13 protein-coding genes and 1 tRNA gene are annotated in these 18,021 nt (G+C 66.8%); 9 read left to right on the forward strand and 5 right to left on the reverse strand.

The window, feature by feature from the left end:
- Nucleotides 1-16: 16 nt before the first annotated feature.
- Together AC1DZT_RS10350 and AC1DZT_RS10355 are read right to left on the reverse strand one after the other, a co-directional pair.
- A complete protein-coding gene (locus AC1DZT_RS10350) occupies nucleotides 17-727 on the reverse strand; it encodes a hypothetical protein (RefSeq protein ID WP_478006544.1) in 711 nt (236 codons plus the stop codon).
- Between the two features lie 68 nt (nucleotides 728-795).
- Nucleotides 796-1,122, reverse strand: a complete 327-nt coding sequence (locus AC1DZT_RS10355; RefSeq protein ID WP_478006652.1) for a HesB/IscA family protein — start codon at nucleotides 1,120-1,122, stop codon at nucleotides 796-798.
- Between the two features lie 248 nt (nucleotides 1,123-1,370).
- Here AC1DZT_RS10355 and AC1DZT_RS10360 point away from each other — a divergent pair, with 248 nt between their 5' ends.
- Nucleotides 1,371-2,573, forward strand: a complete 1,203-nt coding sequence (locus tag AC1DZT_RS10360; protein ID WP_478006545.1) for a deoxyguanosinetriphosphate triphosphohydrolase — start codon at nucleotides 1,371-1,373, stop codon at nucleotides 2,571-2,573.
- An 80-nt stretch (nucleotides 2,574-2,653) separates the two neighbouring features.
- On the opposite strand, the gene AC1DZT_RS10365 is transcribed toward AC1DZT_RS10360, so the two are convergent.
- Both AC1DZT_RS10365 and AC1DZT_RS10370 read right to left on the reverse strand, forming a co-directional pair.
- The gene (locus AC1DZT_RS10365) at nucleotides 2,654-3,124 is read right to left on the reverse strand and encodes a disulfide bond formation protein B (protein ID WP_478006546.1); all 471 of its coding nucleotides are present in this window, start codon (nucleotides 3,122-3,124) and stop codon (nucleotides 2,654-2,656) included.
- Nucleotides 3,125-3,131: 7 nt separating this feature from the next.
- Complete coding sequence (locus tag AC1DZT_RS10370; protein WP_478006547.1) at nucleotides 3,132-3,821, reverse strand: YqaA family protein; 690 nt, start codon at nucleotides 3,819-3,821, stop codon at nucleotides 3,132-3,134.
- A gap of 37 nt (nucleotides 3,822-3,858) precedes the next feature.
- Between AC1DZT_RS10370 and ypfJ the strand changes: the two genes are divergently transcribed.
- From ypfJ to AC1DZT_RS10410, 8 genes are all read left to right on the forward strand, one after another.
- Nucleotides 3,859-4,710 carry a KPN_02809 family neutral zinc metallopeptidase gene (gene ypfJ, locus AC1DZT_RS10375; RefSeq protein WP_478006548.1) on the forward strand — a complete coding sequence of 284 codons (852 nt, stop codon included), beginning with the start codon at nucleotides 3,859-3,861 and terminating at the stop codon, nucleotides 4,708-4,710.
- A 69-nt stretch (nucleotides 4,711-4,779) separates the two neighbouring features.
- Nucleotides 4,780-4,863 (forward strand) — tRNA-Leu (locus tag AC1DZT_RS10380).
- A gap of 257 nt (nucleotides 4,864-5,120) precedes the next feature.
- Nucleotides 5,121-6,413 (forward strand): beta-ketoacyl-ACP synthase II, encoded by a 1,293-nt coding sequence (fabF, locus tag AC1DZT_RS10385; protein ID WP_478006549.1) that lies wholly within the window; start codon nucleotides 5,121-5,123, stop codon nucleotides 6,411-6,413.
- Between the two features lie 117 nt (nucleotides 6,414-6,530).
- Entirely contained in the window at nucleotides 6,531-7,937 is a 1,407-nt protein-coding gene (locus AC1DZT_RS10390; RefSeq protein ID WP_478006550.1) for an MATE family efflux transporter, read from the forward strand.
- A gap of 61 nt (nucleotides 7,938-7,998) precedes the next feature.
- Entirely contained in the window at nucleotides 7,999-8,970 is a 972-nt protein-coding gene (locus AC1DZT_RS10395) for an aldo/keto reductase (RefSeq protein ID WP_478006551.1), read from the forward strand.
- Between the two features lie 108 nt (nucleotides 8,971-9,078).
- Nucleotides 9,079-9,657, forward strand: a complete 579-nt coding sequence (locus tag AC1DZT_RS10400) for a TetR/AcrR family transcriptional regulator (protein ID WP_478006552.1) — start codon at nucleotides 9,079-9,081, stop codon at nucleotides 9,655-9,657.
- 967 nt (nucleotides 9,658-10,624) lie between these two features.
- Nucleotides 10,625-12,895 carry a Hint domain-containing protein gene (locus tag AC1DZT_RS10405; protein ID WP_478006553.1) on the forward strand — a complete coding sequence of 757 codons (2,271 nt, stop codon included), beginning with the start codon at nucleotides 10,625-10,627 and terminating at the stop codon, nucleotides 12,893-12,895.
- Nucleotides 12,896-13,137: 242 nt separating this feature from the next.
- Nucleotides 13,138-17,334 carry a Hint domain-containing protein gene (locus AC1DZT_RS10410; RefSeq protein ID WP_478006554.1) on the forward strand — a complete coding sequence of 1,399 codons (4,197 nt, stop codon included), beginning with the start codon at nucleotides 13,138-13,140 and terminating at the stop codon, nucleotides 17,332-17,334.
- Here AC1DZT_RS10410 and AC1DZT_RS10415 read toward each other — a convergent pair.
- On the reverse strand, nucleotides 17,304-17,906 hold the full coding sequence (locus AC1DZT_RS10415) for a nucleotidyltransferase family protein (protein WP_478006555.1): 603 nt from the start codon (nucleotides 17,904-17,906) through the stop codon (nucleotides 17,304-17,306). The genes AC1DZT_RS10410 and AC1DZT_RS10415 overlap by 31 nt on opposite strands.
- Nucleotides 17,907-18,021 lie beyond the last annotated feature (115 nt).

Consider the following 18,021-nt stretch of genomic DNA (forward strand, 5'->3'; position numbering starts at 1 on the left):
ACCCCTTGGTAGCGGGTCAGGCCGGGCTTGTCACCCGGGCGGCGCGGAGCCAAAGCGCATCGAGTGCGTCGATGGCCGCCACATCGAAGCGGGCGGCCTCCTCCCAATAGCGGCCGGAGGGGACGTGGTAGTCAAGTTCGGCCTCGCGGGTGAGGGCTTCTGCGGCAAGGGCCATGTCATAGGCGGGCGGCTTCTGGGGCAGGGCATCGCGGGTGGCGCGCGGGAAGACGAGGCGCGAGGGGCCGGTGGAGAGGTTGACCATGGCGCAGCCCGCCCTGGCGGCAAGGATCATCAGGCGGGCGGATTTCGCCTCGAGGCTGCGCAGGGTGATGTCGGCGCGCAAGGGGTCGGGGGTGCCGGTGCCGTAGAAATGGGTCGGGCCGGTGGCGGGATAGTGCATGTCGCAGCCGAAGACGGCGATCACCCGGGGCTTCAGCGCGGCGAGGATCCAGTAGGCGGTGGTGAAGGCCATGGTGCCGCCGGCATAGACGAAACCGCCGAAGGCATTCTGGGCGGGGACGAAATCCTCCTGCAGGATCAGGCGCTGGTGCGGGCCGGGCAGCGGGCGGCGGTCTTCGGGAAAGTCCCAGGGGCAGACCAGATCATCCCAGTCCTCGCGCAGGCGCCAGGCGTTGTTAATCGCAACAACCCGGTCAAATGGCGGACGCGGCCAGTCGCACGCCAAGGTGGCATTGGGCGCCGAGCCCAGCATCAGGATGATCGACATGGAACCTCCGGTCTATCGGCGCAACCTAGCCCGGCTGGCGCGAAAGACCAGAGCAGAGATGCGCCGGATCAGAGGGAGAACGACGTGCCGCAGCCGCAGGAGGACACCGCGTTGGGGTTCTCGATCACGAAGCGCGCGCCGATCAGTTCGGCGGTGAAGTCGATCGTCGCGTTCGACAGATAGGGCAGGGACACGCTGTCGACCAGAACCCGCTGGCCATCCTTTTCCAGCACGAGGTCATCGGCCGCGGGATCGTCCAGCTTGATGTCGTATTGAAAGCCCGAACAGCCGCCACCCTCGACCGCGACGCGCAAGGCCTTGGCCTCGCCGGTCAGGCTGGCGATTTCGGCCAGGCGGGCAAAGGCACGGTCAGTGACGCGGGGGGGCAGGGTCAGGCTCATGGCGGGTCTCCTTGGTCTTTGAAGATAGGCCTGATGCTGCCGGTGTTCAAGCACCGGACCCGCGCCACCTTCCCCCCACTCATCCTCCCCCCCCGGCCCCCCCCTTCATTGGTCCATAAATATCCCACGGGGGGTGCGGGGGGTGTGAAACCCCCCGCTCTTCTCCCCGGCCGGCCACGGGCGCTTCGGGCTGGCCTCTGGCGCAGGTCCTTGTATGATAGGGAAAAGCTTGATGAGGACCGATGCTCGCGCCATTTGCCTGCCACCCCGACCGCTCCCGTGGGCGGCTGCATGAGGAAAGCCTGTCCTCCTTCCGCTCGCCGTTTCAGCGCGACCGGGACCGGATCATCCATTCCAGCGCCTTTCGCCGGTTGAAGCACAAGACCCAGGTCTTCGTCGAACATGAGGGCGATTACTACCGCACCCGGCTGACCCATACGATCGAGGTGGCGCAGGTGGCGCGGACGATCTCGGGGGTTCTGGGCCTCAACACCGATCTGGCCGAGGCGGTGGCCCTGGCGCATGACCTTGGCCACACGCCCTTTGGCCATACCGGCGAGGATGCGATGGAGCGGTTGATGGCGCCCTATGGCGGCTTTGACCACAATGCCCAGGCCCTGCGCATCGTCACGCGGCTGGAACGGCATTATGCCGATTTCGACGGGCTCAACCTGACCTGGGAAACCCTCGAAGGCATCGCCAAGCACAATGGCCCGGTCACCGGCCCCAATGCCGACAAGAAGCACGGCCATGGCGAAGAGGGCGCTGCCTTGCCCTATGCCCTGGCCGAGGTGAATGCCGCCTGGGATCTGGAACTGGACACCCATGCCAGCGCCGAGGCGCAGGTGGCGGCCATCGCCGATGACGTGGCCTATTCGCACCACGATTTGCACGACGGGCTGCGCTCGGGTCTTTTCACCGAAGAGGATCTGATGGAGCTGCCGGTCACCGGCCCGGCCTTCGAAGAGGTCGACCGGCTGTATCCGGGCCTGGAGAAGATGCGCCGGCGGCACGAGGCTTTGCGCCGGGTCTTCGGCCGCATGGTCGAGGATGTGATCGCCGTGGCGCAGAACCGCCTTGCCGCGGCGCGGCCGCAGTCGGTGGAAGAGATCCGCGCCATGGGCACCACGGTGATCCGCTTCTCCAAGCCGCTCTACCAGGAGCTGAAGGTGATCCGCTCTTTCCTGTTCCACCGGATGTACCGGGCGCCCTCGGTCATGAAGGAGCGGGCGCGGGTCACCAAGGTGGTGGATGGCCTCTTCCCGCTGTTCCTCGCCGAGCCGCAGCTGCTGCCAGACGAGTGGCAGCCCGATGTCGTGGCGGCACAGGGGGAAACCGAGCTGGCCCGCATCGTCTGCGATTATGTCGCGGGGATGACGGACCGATTTGCTCTGCAGGAAGGCGCGCGGTTGCTGGGCGGCGGGTTTTTCGGGAGTCCGCTATAGCGGCTTAGCTCGCTCTGCTTGGCTGACCCCGGGGCGCTGCCCCGGGCCCCGGGATATTTATGGACCAATGAAAACGCGGGTCAGGATTTGCGGAAGGCCATCAGCCAGAGGGCGACGAGGGCGAGGGAGAGGAGCATGTTCCAGCTGGCCATCGAGAGGCCGAACATCTCCCAGGCGACCTGATCGCATTTGACCACGGGCGAGGCCTGGATCTGCGCCAGAAGGTCCTTGGCCGAGATGCCGGAGATCGAGCCCGAAGTGCAGGTCGTGGGGCCTTCCCACCAGTGACGCTCGACCCCGGTGTGATAGGCGCCGATCGCGGCGGTGGTCAGGGCGGCGGCGGCGCCGGCCAGGGGCAGCAGCCGGGCGAGAAGGCGGCCCGGGATCAGCAGGGCCAGCAGGCCGATCACGATGGCCACGCCATGCGGATAGCGCTGTTGCAGGCAAAGGTGGCAGGGCGCTAGACCGCCGATGTACTGGAAGGCGAAAGCGCCGGCGAGGGCTGCGACCGAGCCGCCGGCGGCGATAAGGATCAGAAGGTTACGCGACATCGGGGCCTCACAGGAAGTGCTTCGCCAGATAGACGGCCAGCCCCGCCACGATCACGATCAGCGCCGCCAAGGCAAGCCTTCTGCGGATCACGTCTGCGATAGCTTCGCCATAGCGCGACAGGGCCCAGCCGAGGACGAAGAACTTCACCCCGCGCGCCAGCACGGCGGCCAGAATGAAAAGCCAGAGGTTGAAGCTGATCGCCCCGGCGAGGATCGTCACCACCTTCATCGGCGGCAGATGGGCCGCGCCCGAGGTGATCAGGAGCAACAGGATCGTGCCGGTGCCGGTCTGGGCCTTCAGCGCCTCGAAGGCGGGCATCGAGTGCCAGAAGTTCAGGATCGGCGCCGCGACGAGGTCGAAGAGGAAATGGCCGATCATCCAGCCGAAGACCCCGCCCAGCACCGAAGCCACCGCCGCGATCAGCGCATAGCGCATCGCCCGCTCGGGCCGGGCCAGGCACATCGGCAGGAAGATCACCTCGGCGGGGACGGGAAAGACCGAGCTTTCCACGAAGGCCACGGCGCCCAGCACCGCCTCGGCGCGGGGCGAGCGGGCCTCGGCCAGCAGGCGTTGGGTCAGGCGTTCGAACATCGGCGTCTCCGGGTTGCCCCGGCTTTGGCGGGTTTGCGCCGCAAGGTCAAGGCTTTGGTCGCTGATCACGCGCTGCGTGATGTCAGGGCTTGAGAAGTGGGCCACGCACGCTAGAGTCCTTGGGAAGAAAGCGGAGGTTGGCATGGAATGGCGCGGTCGGCGGCAAAGCGGTAATATCGAGGATCGCCGCGGCCTGGGCGGGGGCGGGATCGGGCGTGGTGGCGTCGGCCTTGGCGGCGGTGTTGGGCTGCTGGCCATCGTCGTGGTCGGCTGGTTCTTCGGCATCGACCTCACGCCCTTGCTGAACGGCACCACCGGGGTGACCACCTCGACCTCGGCGCCGCCCGACCCGAACGCCAGCGAGTTCGTCGGCGTCACCCTCGCCGATACCGAGGAGGTCTGGGCCAAGGTCTTTCAGGAGCAGGTGGGGCAGCCCTACCACCCCTCGACCCTGGTGCTTTACTCCGGCATCACCCAGTCGCCCTGCGGCGATGCCTCGGGATCGACCGGGCCCTTCTATTGCCCCGGCGACAAGAAGATCTACCTCGACACCGATTTCTTCACCACGCTGAGCCAGGACCTTGGCGCCAAGGGCGATTTCGCCATGGCCTATGTGGTGGCGCATGAGGTCGGCCACCATGTGCAGGACGAGCTGGGCATCCTCTCCAAGGCCAACAAGATCCGCGCCCAGGTGGGCCAGGTGCAAAGCAACGACATCTCGGTCCGCATCGAGCTGCAGGCCGATTGCCTGGCCGGGATCTGGGGCCGCGACGCCGAGGCGCAGTTCGGCTCCATCGAGCCGGGCGATTTCCAGGAGGCGGTCAATGCCGCCCGCCAGATCGGCGACGACACCTTGCAGCGCAACGCAGGCCAGGCGCCGATGCCCGACAGTTTCACCCATGGCACCTCGGCGCAGCGCTCCAAATGGTTCCAGATCGGGTTGAAGTCGGGCCAAATCACCGCCTGCGATACATTTTCGCCGCAGAACCCCTGAGATTCCGCGACCCTCCCCCCCGCCGGGGCGTTGACGCGGCGGGGCGGGGGAATTAAACCCCCTGACTGTGCGGGCGTGGCGGAATGGTAGACGCGACAGACTCAAACTCTGTTACTGCAAGGTGTGTCGGTTCGAGTCCGACCGCCCGCACCAGGTAATCTTCAGATCCAGGATGCTGCCGGACCGGATCCCGTTTTGCCGGCGCGCCGCATCGCACCCCTGACCTTTCCCCATCAAAGCTGAACGTCCCACATCGGAATCGTGCCGCGCGGCATCTTGCCTCACGGCAGGCCTGCCGCCCGAAAGCCCATTGAAGTTGCGGCCTGTCGTCCATATAGATTACTATAGTCATCTAAATTGAGGCGAGCCCCCGGCAATCGCGACAGCGGGGCGGGGCGGGAGGAGCGGCGATGCGGCGGATTGTGATCACGGGTATGGGGGCGGTCAGCCCGCTGGCATCGGGGGTCGAGGCCAGTTGGGCGCGGCTTCTGGCCGGGGCCTCGGGCATCCGGCGGCTGGCGGACACGGTGGTGGGCGATCTGCCCTGCAAGGTCGGCGGCGTGGTGCCCTCGCGGGCGGAGGACCCGCTGGCCGGGTTCGACCCGGACGCCGTGGTGCCATCGAACGAGCAGCGCCGGATGGACCGTTTCATCCAGTTCGGCCTTGTCGCCGCCGATGAGGCGATCACCCAGGCCGGCTGGGCCCCTGCCACCCAACGCGAACGCGAACGCACGGCGACCATCGTCGCCTCGGGCATCGGCGGCTTTCCGGCGATCGTGCAGGCGGTACGCACGGTGGACCAGAAGGGCGTGCGGCGGCTGTCGCCCTTCACGGTGCCCTCGTTCTTGGTGAACCTCGCCGCCGGGCAGATTTCGATCCGGCACGGCTTTGAAGGGCCGATCGGCGCGCCTGTCACTGCCTGTGCGGCGGGCGTGCAGGCGATCGGCGATGCGGCCCGGCTGATCCGCGCCGACGAGGCGGATATCGCGCTGTGTGGCGGGGTGGAGGCCTGCATCGATGCCGTCAGCCTCGGCGGCTTTGCGGCGGCGCGGGCGCTGTCCACCGGCTTCAACGACACGCCACACCGCGCCTCGCGGCCCTTCGATGCCGGGCGCGATGGCTTCGTGATGGGTGAGGGCGCCGGGTTGATCGTGATCGAGGCCTTGGACCATGCCCTCGCGCGTGGCGCGGTGCCCTTGGCCGAACTGGTCGGCTATGGCACCACGGCGGATGCCTATCACATCACCTCGGGCCGCGAGGATGGCGGCGGCGCGCGGCGCGCGATGGAAATTGCGATGGCCCAGGCCGGGATCACCCCCGGCGATATCCAGCATCTGAACGCCCATGCCACCTCGACCCCGGTCGGTGACCGGGGCGAGATCGCGGCGATCAAGGCGCTGTTCGGCACGCAAGGCGGTCTTGCCGTCAGTGCGACCAAATCGGCGACCGGGCACCTTCTGGGCGCTGCGGGCGGGCTGGAGGCGATCTTCACCCTTCTGGCGCTGCGCGATCAGATCGCGCCGCCGACGCTCAACCTGGAAAACCCCGATCCGGCGGGGCAGGGCATCGACTTCGTGGCCGGGACGGCAAGGCCGATGGCGATGGAGCATGCCATCTCGAACGGGTTCGGCTTTGGCGGCGTCAATGCCAGCGTCCTGTTCCGGCGCTGGAGCGGGGCTGCCGCCGGGGGGCAGAATAGCTGAGGCGGCGGCGCGGCCCAGCTGACCACCGGGCGCTACACGGTCGTGGGCTCCGGGCAAATCCGGGCCTGAGACAGCAAGGGACATCACATGACGGCGATCACGGGGAGCGGAGGGCGGATGAGCGATATCACGGCGAGGGACATAGATCAGGCAGGGGCCGATCCGGTGCCCGCGCGCGCCACCTTGGACCAGCGGACCCGGCGGATGCTGGAGGAGCCGGTCCTGCCGCTTTTGCTGCGGATGGCCTGGCCCAATGTGCTGATCATGCTGGCCCAGGCCTCGACCGGGCTGATCGAGACCTGGTGGGTGGCCAAGCTTGGCACCGATGCGCTGGCGGGCATGGCCCTGGTCTTTCCGGCGGTGATGCTGATGACGATGATCTCGGCCGGGGCGATCGGCGGGGGCATCTCCTCGGCGGTGGCGCGGGCGCTGGGGGGCGGCAGGCGGCAGGAGGCCGATGCCCTCGTGCTGAACGCGGTGGCGATCAACCTCCTGCTCGGGCTTGGTTTTTCCGCGCTGTTCCTTTTGTTCGGCGCGCCGATCTACCGCGCGCTCGGGGGAGAGGGGGCAGAGCTGCAGGCGGCTTTGAGCTATTCCAACACGGTCTTTGCGGGCTGCGTCTTCATCTGGCTGTCCAACGGATTGGCCAGTGTGATCCGCGGCACGGGCAATATGCTGTTTCCGGCGCTGGTCACCTGCCTTGGCATCCTTTTCCTGATCCCGATCTCGCCGCTTCTGATCTTCGGCTACGGACCGCTGCCCGCCCTGGGCGTTGCCGGCGGCGGCGTGGCGCTTCTGGCCTATTATGTCGCGGCCACGCTGGCGATGGGCTGGCATATCCTTGCCGGGCGCAACGCGGCGCGCTTTGCCTGGGCGCGGCTGGACCGGGGGCTGATCCTTGGCATCCTGCGGGTCGGCGGCATTTCGGCGGTGAACTCGATCCAGACCAATGCCACCATCGCCGGCGCCACGGCGCTGGTCGCCTCGGTCGCCGGGATCGAGGCGGTGGCGGGCTTTGGCACCGGCGCGCGGCTGGAATATCTGCTGATCCCGCTGGTCTTCGGCATCGGCGCGCCGCTGGTGGCGCTGGTGGGCACCAATATCGGCGCCGGTCAGCGCGACCGCGCCTTGCAGATCGCGCTGACCGGGGCGGCGATGGCCTTTGGCGTGACCGAGGTGATCGGCCTCTCCGCCGCCATTTGGCCCGAGGCCTGGCTCGCCCTCTTCAGCGCCGATCCCGCGATGATCGCGGCTGGCAGCGGATATCTGCGGGTGGTCGGGCCCTGTTACGGCTTCTTCGGCCTCAGCATGGCGCTTTACTTCGCGTCGCAAGGCGCGGGGCGGCTGTTCTGGCCGCTGCTGGCGGGGTCCTTGCGGCTGGTCATCGCCCTCGCCGGGGGCTGGCTGGCGCTGTGGCTGACCGGTTCGCTGGCGGCGCTGTTTGCCGCATTGGCGCTGGGGCTGGTGGTGGCGGGGGGGACGGTCTTCCTCGCCGTGCGCGCGGGCGCCTGGTTTCGCGGATGACCCGCGGGTGACCCGCGGACTTGGCACGAACTCTTCTTCTGACGACAGGAAAGGACAGGGCATGAAGCTCAAGACATTCGGAAGGACCGGGCTCAGGATCTCGGAACTGGCGCTGGGCACGGCGAATTTCGGCACCGGCTGGGGCCATGGCGCGGAGGGTGGCGAAAGCGAGGCCATCTTCAACGCCTATGCCGAGGCGGGTGGCAATTTCATCGACACGGCCGACATCTACCAGTTCGGCCAGTCCGAGGAGCAGGTGGGCGCCCTGCTGCAGGGCCGGCGCGAAGACTTCATCCTGTCGAGCAAGTTCACCAATGGCGCAGCCCCGGGCGCGGGCCCCCTGGTCACCGGCAACAGCCGCAAGGCGATGGTCGCCTCGCTGGAGTCGAGCCTGAGGCGGCTCAAGACCGACCGGATCGACATTTACTGGGTGCATCATCCCGATGGCATCACGCCCTCGGAAGAGATCCTGCGCGGGTTCGACGATCTGGCCCGGGCCGGCAAGATCCTTTACGCGGGCCTGTCCAACTTTCCGGCCTGGCGGCTGGCGCGCGCCGCGACCCTGGCCGAGATGTCCCGCAGCCTGCCGATCGCTGCGGCGCAGTTCGAACACAGCCTCGTCCACCGCGAGCCCGAGGCCGACCTCTTCCCCGCCGCCGAGGCGCTGGGTCTGGGCGTGGTGACCTGGTCGCCGCTGGGCGGGGGGATGCTGACCGGCAAATACCGCCAGGGCGAGAAGGGCCGCGCCGAGGCTCTGGGCGGCAGGGTCTTTCAGGCGGAGAACACGGCGCAGCGCAGCGCGGTGCTGGATCTGGTGCTGGAGATCGCGGGCGAGCTGGGTGCCACCCCCGACCAGGTGGCCATCGCCTGGGCCTGCACGCGGATCGCCATCCCGATCATCGGGCCGCGCACCCTGGCCCAGGCGCAAAGCAACATGGCGGCGCTGTCGGTCGGGCTGACGGCCGAACAGATCGCCCGCCTGAACGCGGTGAGCCAGCTGGCCGAACCGGCGAGCGCCGTTTCGGTGGCATGACGAGGGGGGCGGGTCGGGGCCTCTCCCTGACCCGCGCCCGACGCTTGTATCTTGCGGGCGTTCGTCACATGTAAGACCGTCAACTCCATCCATCCGCAGGAGGGACCTGTGCGCGTTTCCAAAGAGCAGGCGGCCCGGAACCGGGAACGTGTCGTCGAGGTCGCAGGGCAGCTGTTTCGCGCCCATGGCTTTGACGGGGTGGGCATCGACGCCGTCATGGCCGAGGCCGGGCTGACGCATGGCGGCTTCTACAAGAGCTTCGGTTCCAAGGACGATCTGATCGCCGAGGCCTGCGCCGATGCCGGTGCCCGCTCGGTCGAGCGCTGGATCGGGATCACCGCCGATGCCGCCGACCCGCTGGCCGAACATGTGACGCGCTATCTTTCGACCTCGCACCTCAAGGACAGCCGGGATGGCTGCGTCTATGCCGCGCTGGCCGCCGATGCCGGGCGGCGCGACGGCAAGGTGCGGGGCGCCTTCACCACGGGCCTGCGCGCCTTTGCCGCCCATGTCGCCAGCCTGATGCCGGGCAGCGCCGAGGCGCGGCGGCGCAAGTCCCTCGCCGCGGTGGCCACGATGATCGGCGCCCTGGCCATGGCGCGGGCGACCGATGACGCGGATTTCGCCGAAGAGATCCTCGCCGCCGCCCGCACCGCGGTCTTGGGGCCGGACCGCGGCAAGGCCTGACAGGCGGCGCGGGGCAGGCGAGCCGGCCTTTTCACATTGCGGCTGAACTGTGGCGCGGGTCCGGACACGGGGCCGGGGCGCCCGGGGTGATTCGGTTAAATCCAGCCGGGCCAATGCGTTAACCTTCAAAAATACGTCATATTTGGCGAAATTGATGCCCATTTGGCAACACAGGCCCGGCGCCCCGGCCTCGGCCGGGTGAATATGGGCAGAAATGCGGCGGCAATCTGCGGTCATGGTTAAGATTGTGTTTTGTTTCCGTTTCGGAAACGCTCGCCGCTCTGGCCGGGAATTTCGGTCGAAAATCGGGCAAAAACTCAGCGAAACTCCCGAAAACCCGGCATCCCTGCCGCGCCAGTGTTTCCAGAGACTCGACAGAGCGCTGGCTTTGGGCGCGGTCCCTGGCGGTCTCTGTGCCAGCATTAGGGTTAAAACTGGGCGCAAGGACCAGATCTTGCCATCTTTTCACTTTTCGTAAGGCCTAACGGCGGGTATTCAGAAAGGGTCCTAGTTTAAAGGACAAAGGCCGTGGGGGCGGTCTGTAAGTGGTGTTGCACGAGGTTGTGCGGGATCAGGGTTAAGGCGTTACACGCATAGGGGTTCTGCGCCCCGGTGCTCGAAAGCGGAACAAGCGCTTTTGACAGGTATGCCGATCCTCTCCGCGCAAGGCCCATCACGACAGTCCGGCGTCTGGCTCGGCCCCTTGGGGCCGTTGAGCCGGATCTGCCGCGTGGCACATCCGGTTCAGCCAGGATCGATGGGATGTCGCGTCGTTGGACGCGCCATTCCGGAACATCGGAACGAGGGGATGGCCCCTCAGGTTGGCGACGGAGTGAGAGATGTTTGAGCACGATCAACTTTGCGACAGGGCGGCGCGCGGTGCTGCCCGGCGGCGTGAGGTCGATGGGGCCAGCATCCCGGTCTTTGTCCCGTCCATCCACGCAACGCGGTTTTGAGGGGATCTGTCATGTCGCTGACCTATTTTTACACCAATTTCTGGGGCCAAACCTGCACGGTCCAGTCCGACTGCGTGACGTTGCACAGCAATGGCTGCTGGTATGACAATGATGGTCACCAGTGCTATCCGCATCCGGATGGCATCGTCGAGGGCACGGCCGGGAACGATCTGATCGACTACAATTACACGGGCGACCCCGAAGGCGACAAGATCGACCACAACGACCAGATCCTGTCCGGCGCGGCCAAGAATGACGACCTCGTCTATGCCTATGGCGGCAACGACACGGTTCTGGCCGGCGAGGGCAATGACAAGGTCTATGGCGGCACCGGCAATGACAGCCTGAACGGCGGCAACGGCAACGACACGCTCTATGGCGACGAGGGCAATGACGTGCTGACCGGTGCGGCGGGCACCAACTTCTCTTACGGCGGGGCGGGCGATGACCGCTTTGTCGGCGGCGCGGGCGCGGATTCCTTCTTCGGCGGCACCGATCAGGACAATATCGACTACAGCAACTCGGCCTCGGGCGTCACGGTCAACCTGACCACCGGCGTCCTGTCGGGCGGCGATGCGGCCAATGACCATGTCGGCGGCGATGTCGATGGCGTCATCGGCTCGGCCTATGGCGACAGCCTGACCGGCTTTGACCAGCAGGGCACCGCGGCGGGTGACATCTACACCAACCAGTTCTACGGCAATGGCGGCAACGACACGATCTCGGGCATGGGCGGCAACGACCAGCTTTATGGCGGCGCGGATCAGGACCTGATCTATGGCGGCACCGGCGATGATACCGTGGACGGCGGCACCGGCAATGACACGCTCTATGGCGATGCCGGCAATGACAAGATCACCGGCGGCGACGGGCGTGACCTGGTCTATGGCGGCGACGGCAATGACGTGATCGACACTTCCTCGGGTCTCGCGGGGGAACGTCCCGACATCGCCTATCCCGGCCTCTACAGCGCCGACAGCGATGTGAACAACGACAAGGACACCGTCTTTGGTGGGGCCGGCGACGACACGATCAAGACCGGCGACGATGCCGACAGCATCCATGGCGACGACGGCAACGACAGCATCGACGGCGGCGTCGACAATGACACGATCTTCGGCGACGCCGGCAATGACACGATCGTCGGCGGCGAAGGCGCTGACCAGATCGATGGCGGCGCGGGCAATGACCTGATCTACGGCGGCTATGGCCCCGGCGTGCCGGATGCGGTCAATATCCCCGATGCGAGTGACCTTGCGCCGAACAACGGCCTCGATCTGATCCACGGCGGCGACGGCAGCGACACCGTCTTCGGCATGGACGACAAGGACACGATCTATGGCGACGCCGGCAATGACGAGCTGCATGGCGGCATCGACGACGACAAGCTTTATGGCGGCGACGGCAATGACCAGGTCTTCGGCGACGAGGGCAATGACACGCTCTACTCCGACGCCGGCAACGACAGCCTTTACGGCGGCGACGACCGCGACAGCTTCTTCGGCGGCAATGCCGGCGACTCGGTCGATGGCGGCGAGGGTGGCGACGACCATGACACGCTGGACCTGACCGGCGCGGGGCCCTTCCACATCGTCTACGACCCGACGAACCCGGAAAACGGCACGGTCAACTTCCTCGACCCGACCGACCACCACATCACCGGCTCGATGACCTTCAAGAACATCGAGAATGTCATCCCCTGCTTCACCCCCGGCACGCTGATCGCGACGCCGCGTGGCGAAGTGCCGGTGGAGAGCCTTCGGATCGGCGACCGGATCATCACCCGCGACAACGGCATGCAGGAAATCCGCTGGATGGGCCGCCGCGATCTGGCCTGGGGCGATCTGACCGCCGCACCGCATCTGAAGCCGGTGCTGGTCCGCCAGGGCAGCCTCGGCAACGGTCTGCCGGAGCGCGACATGATGGTTTCGCCCAACCACCGCCTGCTGGTCGCCAATGACCGCACCGCGCTGTACTTCGACGAGCATGAAGTGCTGGTCGCGGCCAAGCATCTTCTGTCCTCGCAAGGGGTGCATTCGGTGGATGCGGCCGGGGTGTCCTACATCCACTTCATGTGCGACCGCCACGAGGTCGTCCTGTCGAACGGCGCCTGGACCGAGACCTTCCAGCCCGGCGACATGACGCTGAAGGGCATGGGCAATGCCCAACGCTCGGAAATCTTTGACCTTTTCCCGGAACTCAAGACCGAAGTCGGCCTTGAAAGCTACACCTCTGCCCGCAAGACGCTGAAGCGGCACGAGGCGGCGCTTTTGGTGCGGTAACGAGTTAAGCAGTTATGCAGCCGGTCGGGGATTGCCCCGGCCAAGGGGAAGGGGGGCGCAAGCCCCCCTTTTTCATGCCCGCCAAAGGCGCGTCAGAGCGGGCGAATTGTGGCATCCCGCACCGCCCCGCCACCAAAGCGCCACAGCTTTGCCCGATCTCCCGCCAAGTCCTCAACTTTGAAACATAATTTAGGAGAATTCTCCGGTTATGCGGGCGTGAATGACTCGAAAGCGGTGCAGCGATGGCGACTTATGGCGGAACAACGGGCAATGACTCCACGACCGGAGGCAGCGGTTCCGACAACATCAGCGGCGGCACGGGCAATGACAGCCTGTACGGCGCGGGCGGCAACGACAACCTGTTCGGCGGGGCCGACAATGACCAGCTTTTCGGCGGCAGCGGCAACGATTCCCTCGATGGCGGCACCGGCAACGACACGCTGGACGGCGGCACCGGCAATGACACGCTGACCGGCGGCGACGGCGATGACCGCTTTGTCCTGACCGGCACCTTCGGCACGGATACGATGACCGGCGGCGAGGCGGCAGAGACCTCGGGCGATGTGGTGGATGCAAGCGCGCTGACCACGGGCGTGACGGTCAACCTGACCGGGTCGGAAGCCGGCACCATCAGCGATGGCACCTCGACCGCCAGCTTCAGCCAGATCGAGGATTTTGTCCTGACCGGGCAGGCCGACAGCTTCAACGGCACCAATGCCACCCTGGCCGCCAATGTTGATGGCGGCGCGGGCAATGACACGCTGATCGGCGGCGCGGGGGCCGATACGCTGATGGGCGGCGCGGGGTCGGACAGCATCTCCTCCGGCGCGGGCAATGACCTCGTCTATGACGAGGGTGCCACGGCCGGTTCGGGCAGCGGCGCCGATACCGTGGATCTGGGCGCGGGCGATGACACCTATATCGGCACCGGGTCGGGCGCGACCGACAATGACCTGATCTATGGCGGCAGCGGCAATGACGCGATCACCACCGCGGGCGGGATCGACACGGTCTATGGCGGCGACGGCAATGATGTCATCACCGCGGGCAATGACACGCTGGCCAGCAATGGCGATGCGCTTTACGGCGATGCCGGCAACGACCGGCTGATCGGCGGCAATACCAATGACACGCTGGACGGCGGCACCGGGGCGGATTCGCTGTCGGGCAATGGCGGCAATGACGTGATCTATGGCGGCGAGGCCTCTTCGGTCGGCGCGACCTTCATCCTGAACGGCGGCTTCAGCAGCGGCTCGGCCAACTGGTCGGGCAATGACATCGAGATCAACCCCGAAAGCTCTTATTTCGGCGGCGGCTCCTCCGGCAATGCGGTCAGCGAGATCGACGGCAATTCCGGCCAGACCACGGTCCTGCAGCAAAGCTTCTCGGTCGCCGGGGCACAGACCGCCCAGCTGACCTTCCGCGGCTCGGTCCGCACTGCGGGCACCGTCGGCACCGATGGCTTCCGGGTCGATGTGCTGGATTCCACCGGCACGGTCGTCTCGACCATGACGGTCTATCCGCCGTCGAACAGCAGCTGGACGAATTACTCGCTCAACATCGCCTTTCCCGGCGCGGGCACCTATACGCTGCGCTTCACCGAGCTGGGCAACAACGACAGCCTCGGCGCGCTGCTGGACGATGTGCAGATCACCGCGACCTCAGCCGTGGCCGATGCCGGGGCGGATACGCTGTCGGGGGGCGACGGCAATGACACGCTCTATGGCGGCGGCGGCCTCGACAGCCTGAGCGGCGATGCCGGCAATGACCTGCTGTACGGCGGCACCGGCAATGACTCGCTGTATGGCGGGACCGAGAATGACACGCTGTCGGGCGATGCGGGCAATGACCTGCTCTATGGCGGTGACGGCAACGACAGCCTGTCGGGCGGCGCCGACAATGACACGCTTTACGGCGATGCCGGCGACGACAGCCTGAGCGGCGATGCCGGCAACGACGCGCTTTATGGCGGCACCGGCAATGACTCGCTGTACGGCGGGACCGAGAACGACACGCTGTCGGGCGACGCGGGCAACGACCTGCTTTACGGCGGCACCGGCAACGACAGCCTCTCGGGCGGTGCGGACAATGACACGCTCTACGGCGATGCCGGCGATGACACGCTGTCGGGCGATGCGGGCAATGACCTGCTTTACGGCGGCGACGGCAATGACAGCGTCGGCGGCGGTGACGGGGCCGACACGGTCTATGGCGATGCTGGCGACGACAGCCTGACCGGAGATGCCGGGGCGGATTCGCTCTTCGGCGGCACGGGCAATGACGCGCTTTATGGTGGCAGCGAGAACGACACGCTCTCGGGCGATGCCGGAAATGACCTGCTCTACGGCGGAGACGGCAACGACAGCGTCGGCGGTGGGGACAACAACGACACGGTCTATGGCGACGCTGGCGACGACAGTCTGACGGGGGATGCCGGTGCGGACTCGCTGTTCGGCGGCACGGGCAATGACGCGCTTTATGGCGGCAGCGAGAACGACACGCTGTCGGGCGATGCGGGCAATGACTTGCTCTATGGCGGCGATGGCAACGACAGCGTCGGCGGTGGCGACAACAACGACGCGGTCTATGGCGACGCCGGCGACGACAGTCTGACCGGGGATGCCGGGGCGGACTCGCTTTTCGGCGGAACGGGCAACGACGCGCTTTATGGCGGGACCGAGAACGACACCCTGTCGGGCGATGCTGGCAATGACGTCCTCTATGGCGGGGACGGCAATGACAGTGTTGGTGGTGGCGACAACAGCGACACTGTCTACGGCGATGCCGGCGATGACAGCCTGACCGGAGACGCCGGGGCGGATTCGCTGTTCGGCGGCACGGCCAATGACGCGCTTTATGGTGGCAGCGAGAATGACACGCTGTCGGGTGACGCGGGCAATGACCTGCTCTTTGGCGGCGTCGGCAATGACGCGCTTTATGGTGGCAGCGAGAACGACACGCTCTCGGGCGATGCGGGCAATGATCTCCTCTATGGCGGGGATGGCAATGACAGCCTCGGCGGTGGGGACAACAACGACACGGTCTATGGTGATGCTGGCGACGACAGCCTGACGGGGGATGCCGGGGCGGATTCGCTCTTCGGCGGTATCGGCAACGACGCGCTTTACGGCGGCAGCGAGAACGATACGCTCTCAGGCGATGCGGGCAATGACCTGCTCTATGGCGGCGACGGCAATGACAGTCTGGGCGGCGGCGATGGGGCCGACACGGTCTATGGTGACGCCGGGGACGACAGTCTGACGGGGGATGCCGGGGCGGATTCGCTCTTTGGTGGCACCGGCAACGACGCGCTGTATGGCGGCAGCGAGAATGACACGCTCTCGGGCGATGCGGGCAATGACGCGCTTTATGGCGGGCAGGGCAGTGATGTCCTGGCGGGGGGCGACGGCAATGACCAGCTCGACGGCGGTACCGAGGACGATACGCTTTATGGCGGCGCAGGCGATGACACGCTGACCGGCGGCGCTGGCAATGACGCGCTTTACGGGGGCGACGGCAATGACCTGCTTTATGGCGCCTCGGGCTCTGATGGGCTGTTCGGCGGGGCGGGCGACGACACGATCTATGGCAGCAGCGCCGATGAGACCTTTGCGGCCGAGGCGGGCAATGACCATCTTTATGGCGGCGACGGCAACGACACCTTCCTTGGCGCCAGCGGCGACACGGTGGATGGCGGCGCGGGCTTCAACGACCTGCTGGATCTGTCGGCCTATGGCTGGGCCCATACCAACATCATCTACGACCCGCTGAACCATCAGAACGGCACGGTGCAGTTCCTCGATGCCCAGGGCCATGTCACCGGCACGATGAGCTTTTCCAACATCGAGAAGGTCCTGCCCTGCTTCACCCCCGGCACGCTGATCCTGACCGATCGCGGCGAGGTCGCGGTCGAGGCGCTGCAGCCCGGTGACCTTGTGGCGACGCTGGACCACGGGATGCAGCCCTTGCGCTGGGTCGGCAGACGGGTGCTGTCGCTGGCCGATCTGATCGTGCAGCCGCGGCTGCGCCCGGTGCGGATCGGCGCCGGTGCGCTGGGCGCGGGCCTGCCGCGGCAGGACATGATGGTCTCGCCCCAGCACCGGATGCTGGTCGAGGGCGGCCGGGCCGAGATGCTGTTCGGCGAGGCCGAGGTTCTGGTCGCGGCCACCCATCTGACCGCCTTGCCCGGGGTCGAGACGGTCTTCCCCTATGGCGTCACCTATATCCACCTGCTCTTCGAGGCGCATGAACTGGTGCAGGCCGATGGCACTTGGACCGAAAGCTTCCAGCCCGCCGACCGGATGCTGGAAAACATGGATGCCGAACAGCGCGCCGAGGTCGAGGCGCTGTTCCCGGAGATGTCAGCCAATCCGCAAGGTTTCCCCGCCGCGCGGCCGACCTTGAAGGCTCATGAAGTGCGGGTGCTCTTGGCCGAGTGAGCCCAGGCCGCCCAGGCCTCGGGCGTATCAAGGTCGGTCAGGGCGTTTTCGCCGGGCAGGGCGATCAGGCGCAAGCGGTCGCGATGCGCCTGCAGGATCGACCGCGCGCCCTCGTCGCCGGTGAGGGTGGCGAAGGCGGGCAGAAGGTCGGGCGGGAAGATCACCGGATGGCCTTGCGTGCCAGAGGCCGTGGTCGCGCGCAGGATCGCCTCGGGCGACTGTGTGGCGGCATCGATCATCCGGCGCAGGTCCTCAGCGGTCAGGTCCGGCATGTCGGCGGGCAGGACCATCAAGGCGCCCTTGGCCGCCGCAGCCGCGGTGACCAGCGAGGCGGAAAGGCCTGCGCTGGCATTTACCACCTCCAGCACCGTCACCGGCAGATCGGCGATCACCTGCCGCCGCGCCTCATCTTCGGGGCGCAGGGTGATCAGGACATTGCGGTTTGCCGCCAGCGCCATCCGCGCGGTGCGGCGCAAAAGCGGCTCGCCGGCGATGGTCAGAAGGAGCTTGTCCTGCCCCCGCATGCGGGAAGAGGCGCCAGCGGCCGGGATCAGGATCGTCAGGTCTGACATGGCATCGCCCTTTTCCGGGCGGAGGAGCGGGGGGTTTCACACCCCCCGCCACTCCGCGGTTTCTTCGCCCCTGCGGGGCAAACCGCTCCGCACCAGTGGGATATTTATGGACCAA

It is taken from the genome of Rhodobacter sp. P1_C2 (genome assembly GCF_056406375.1).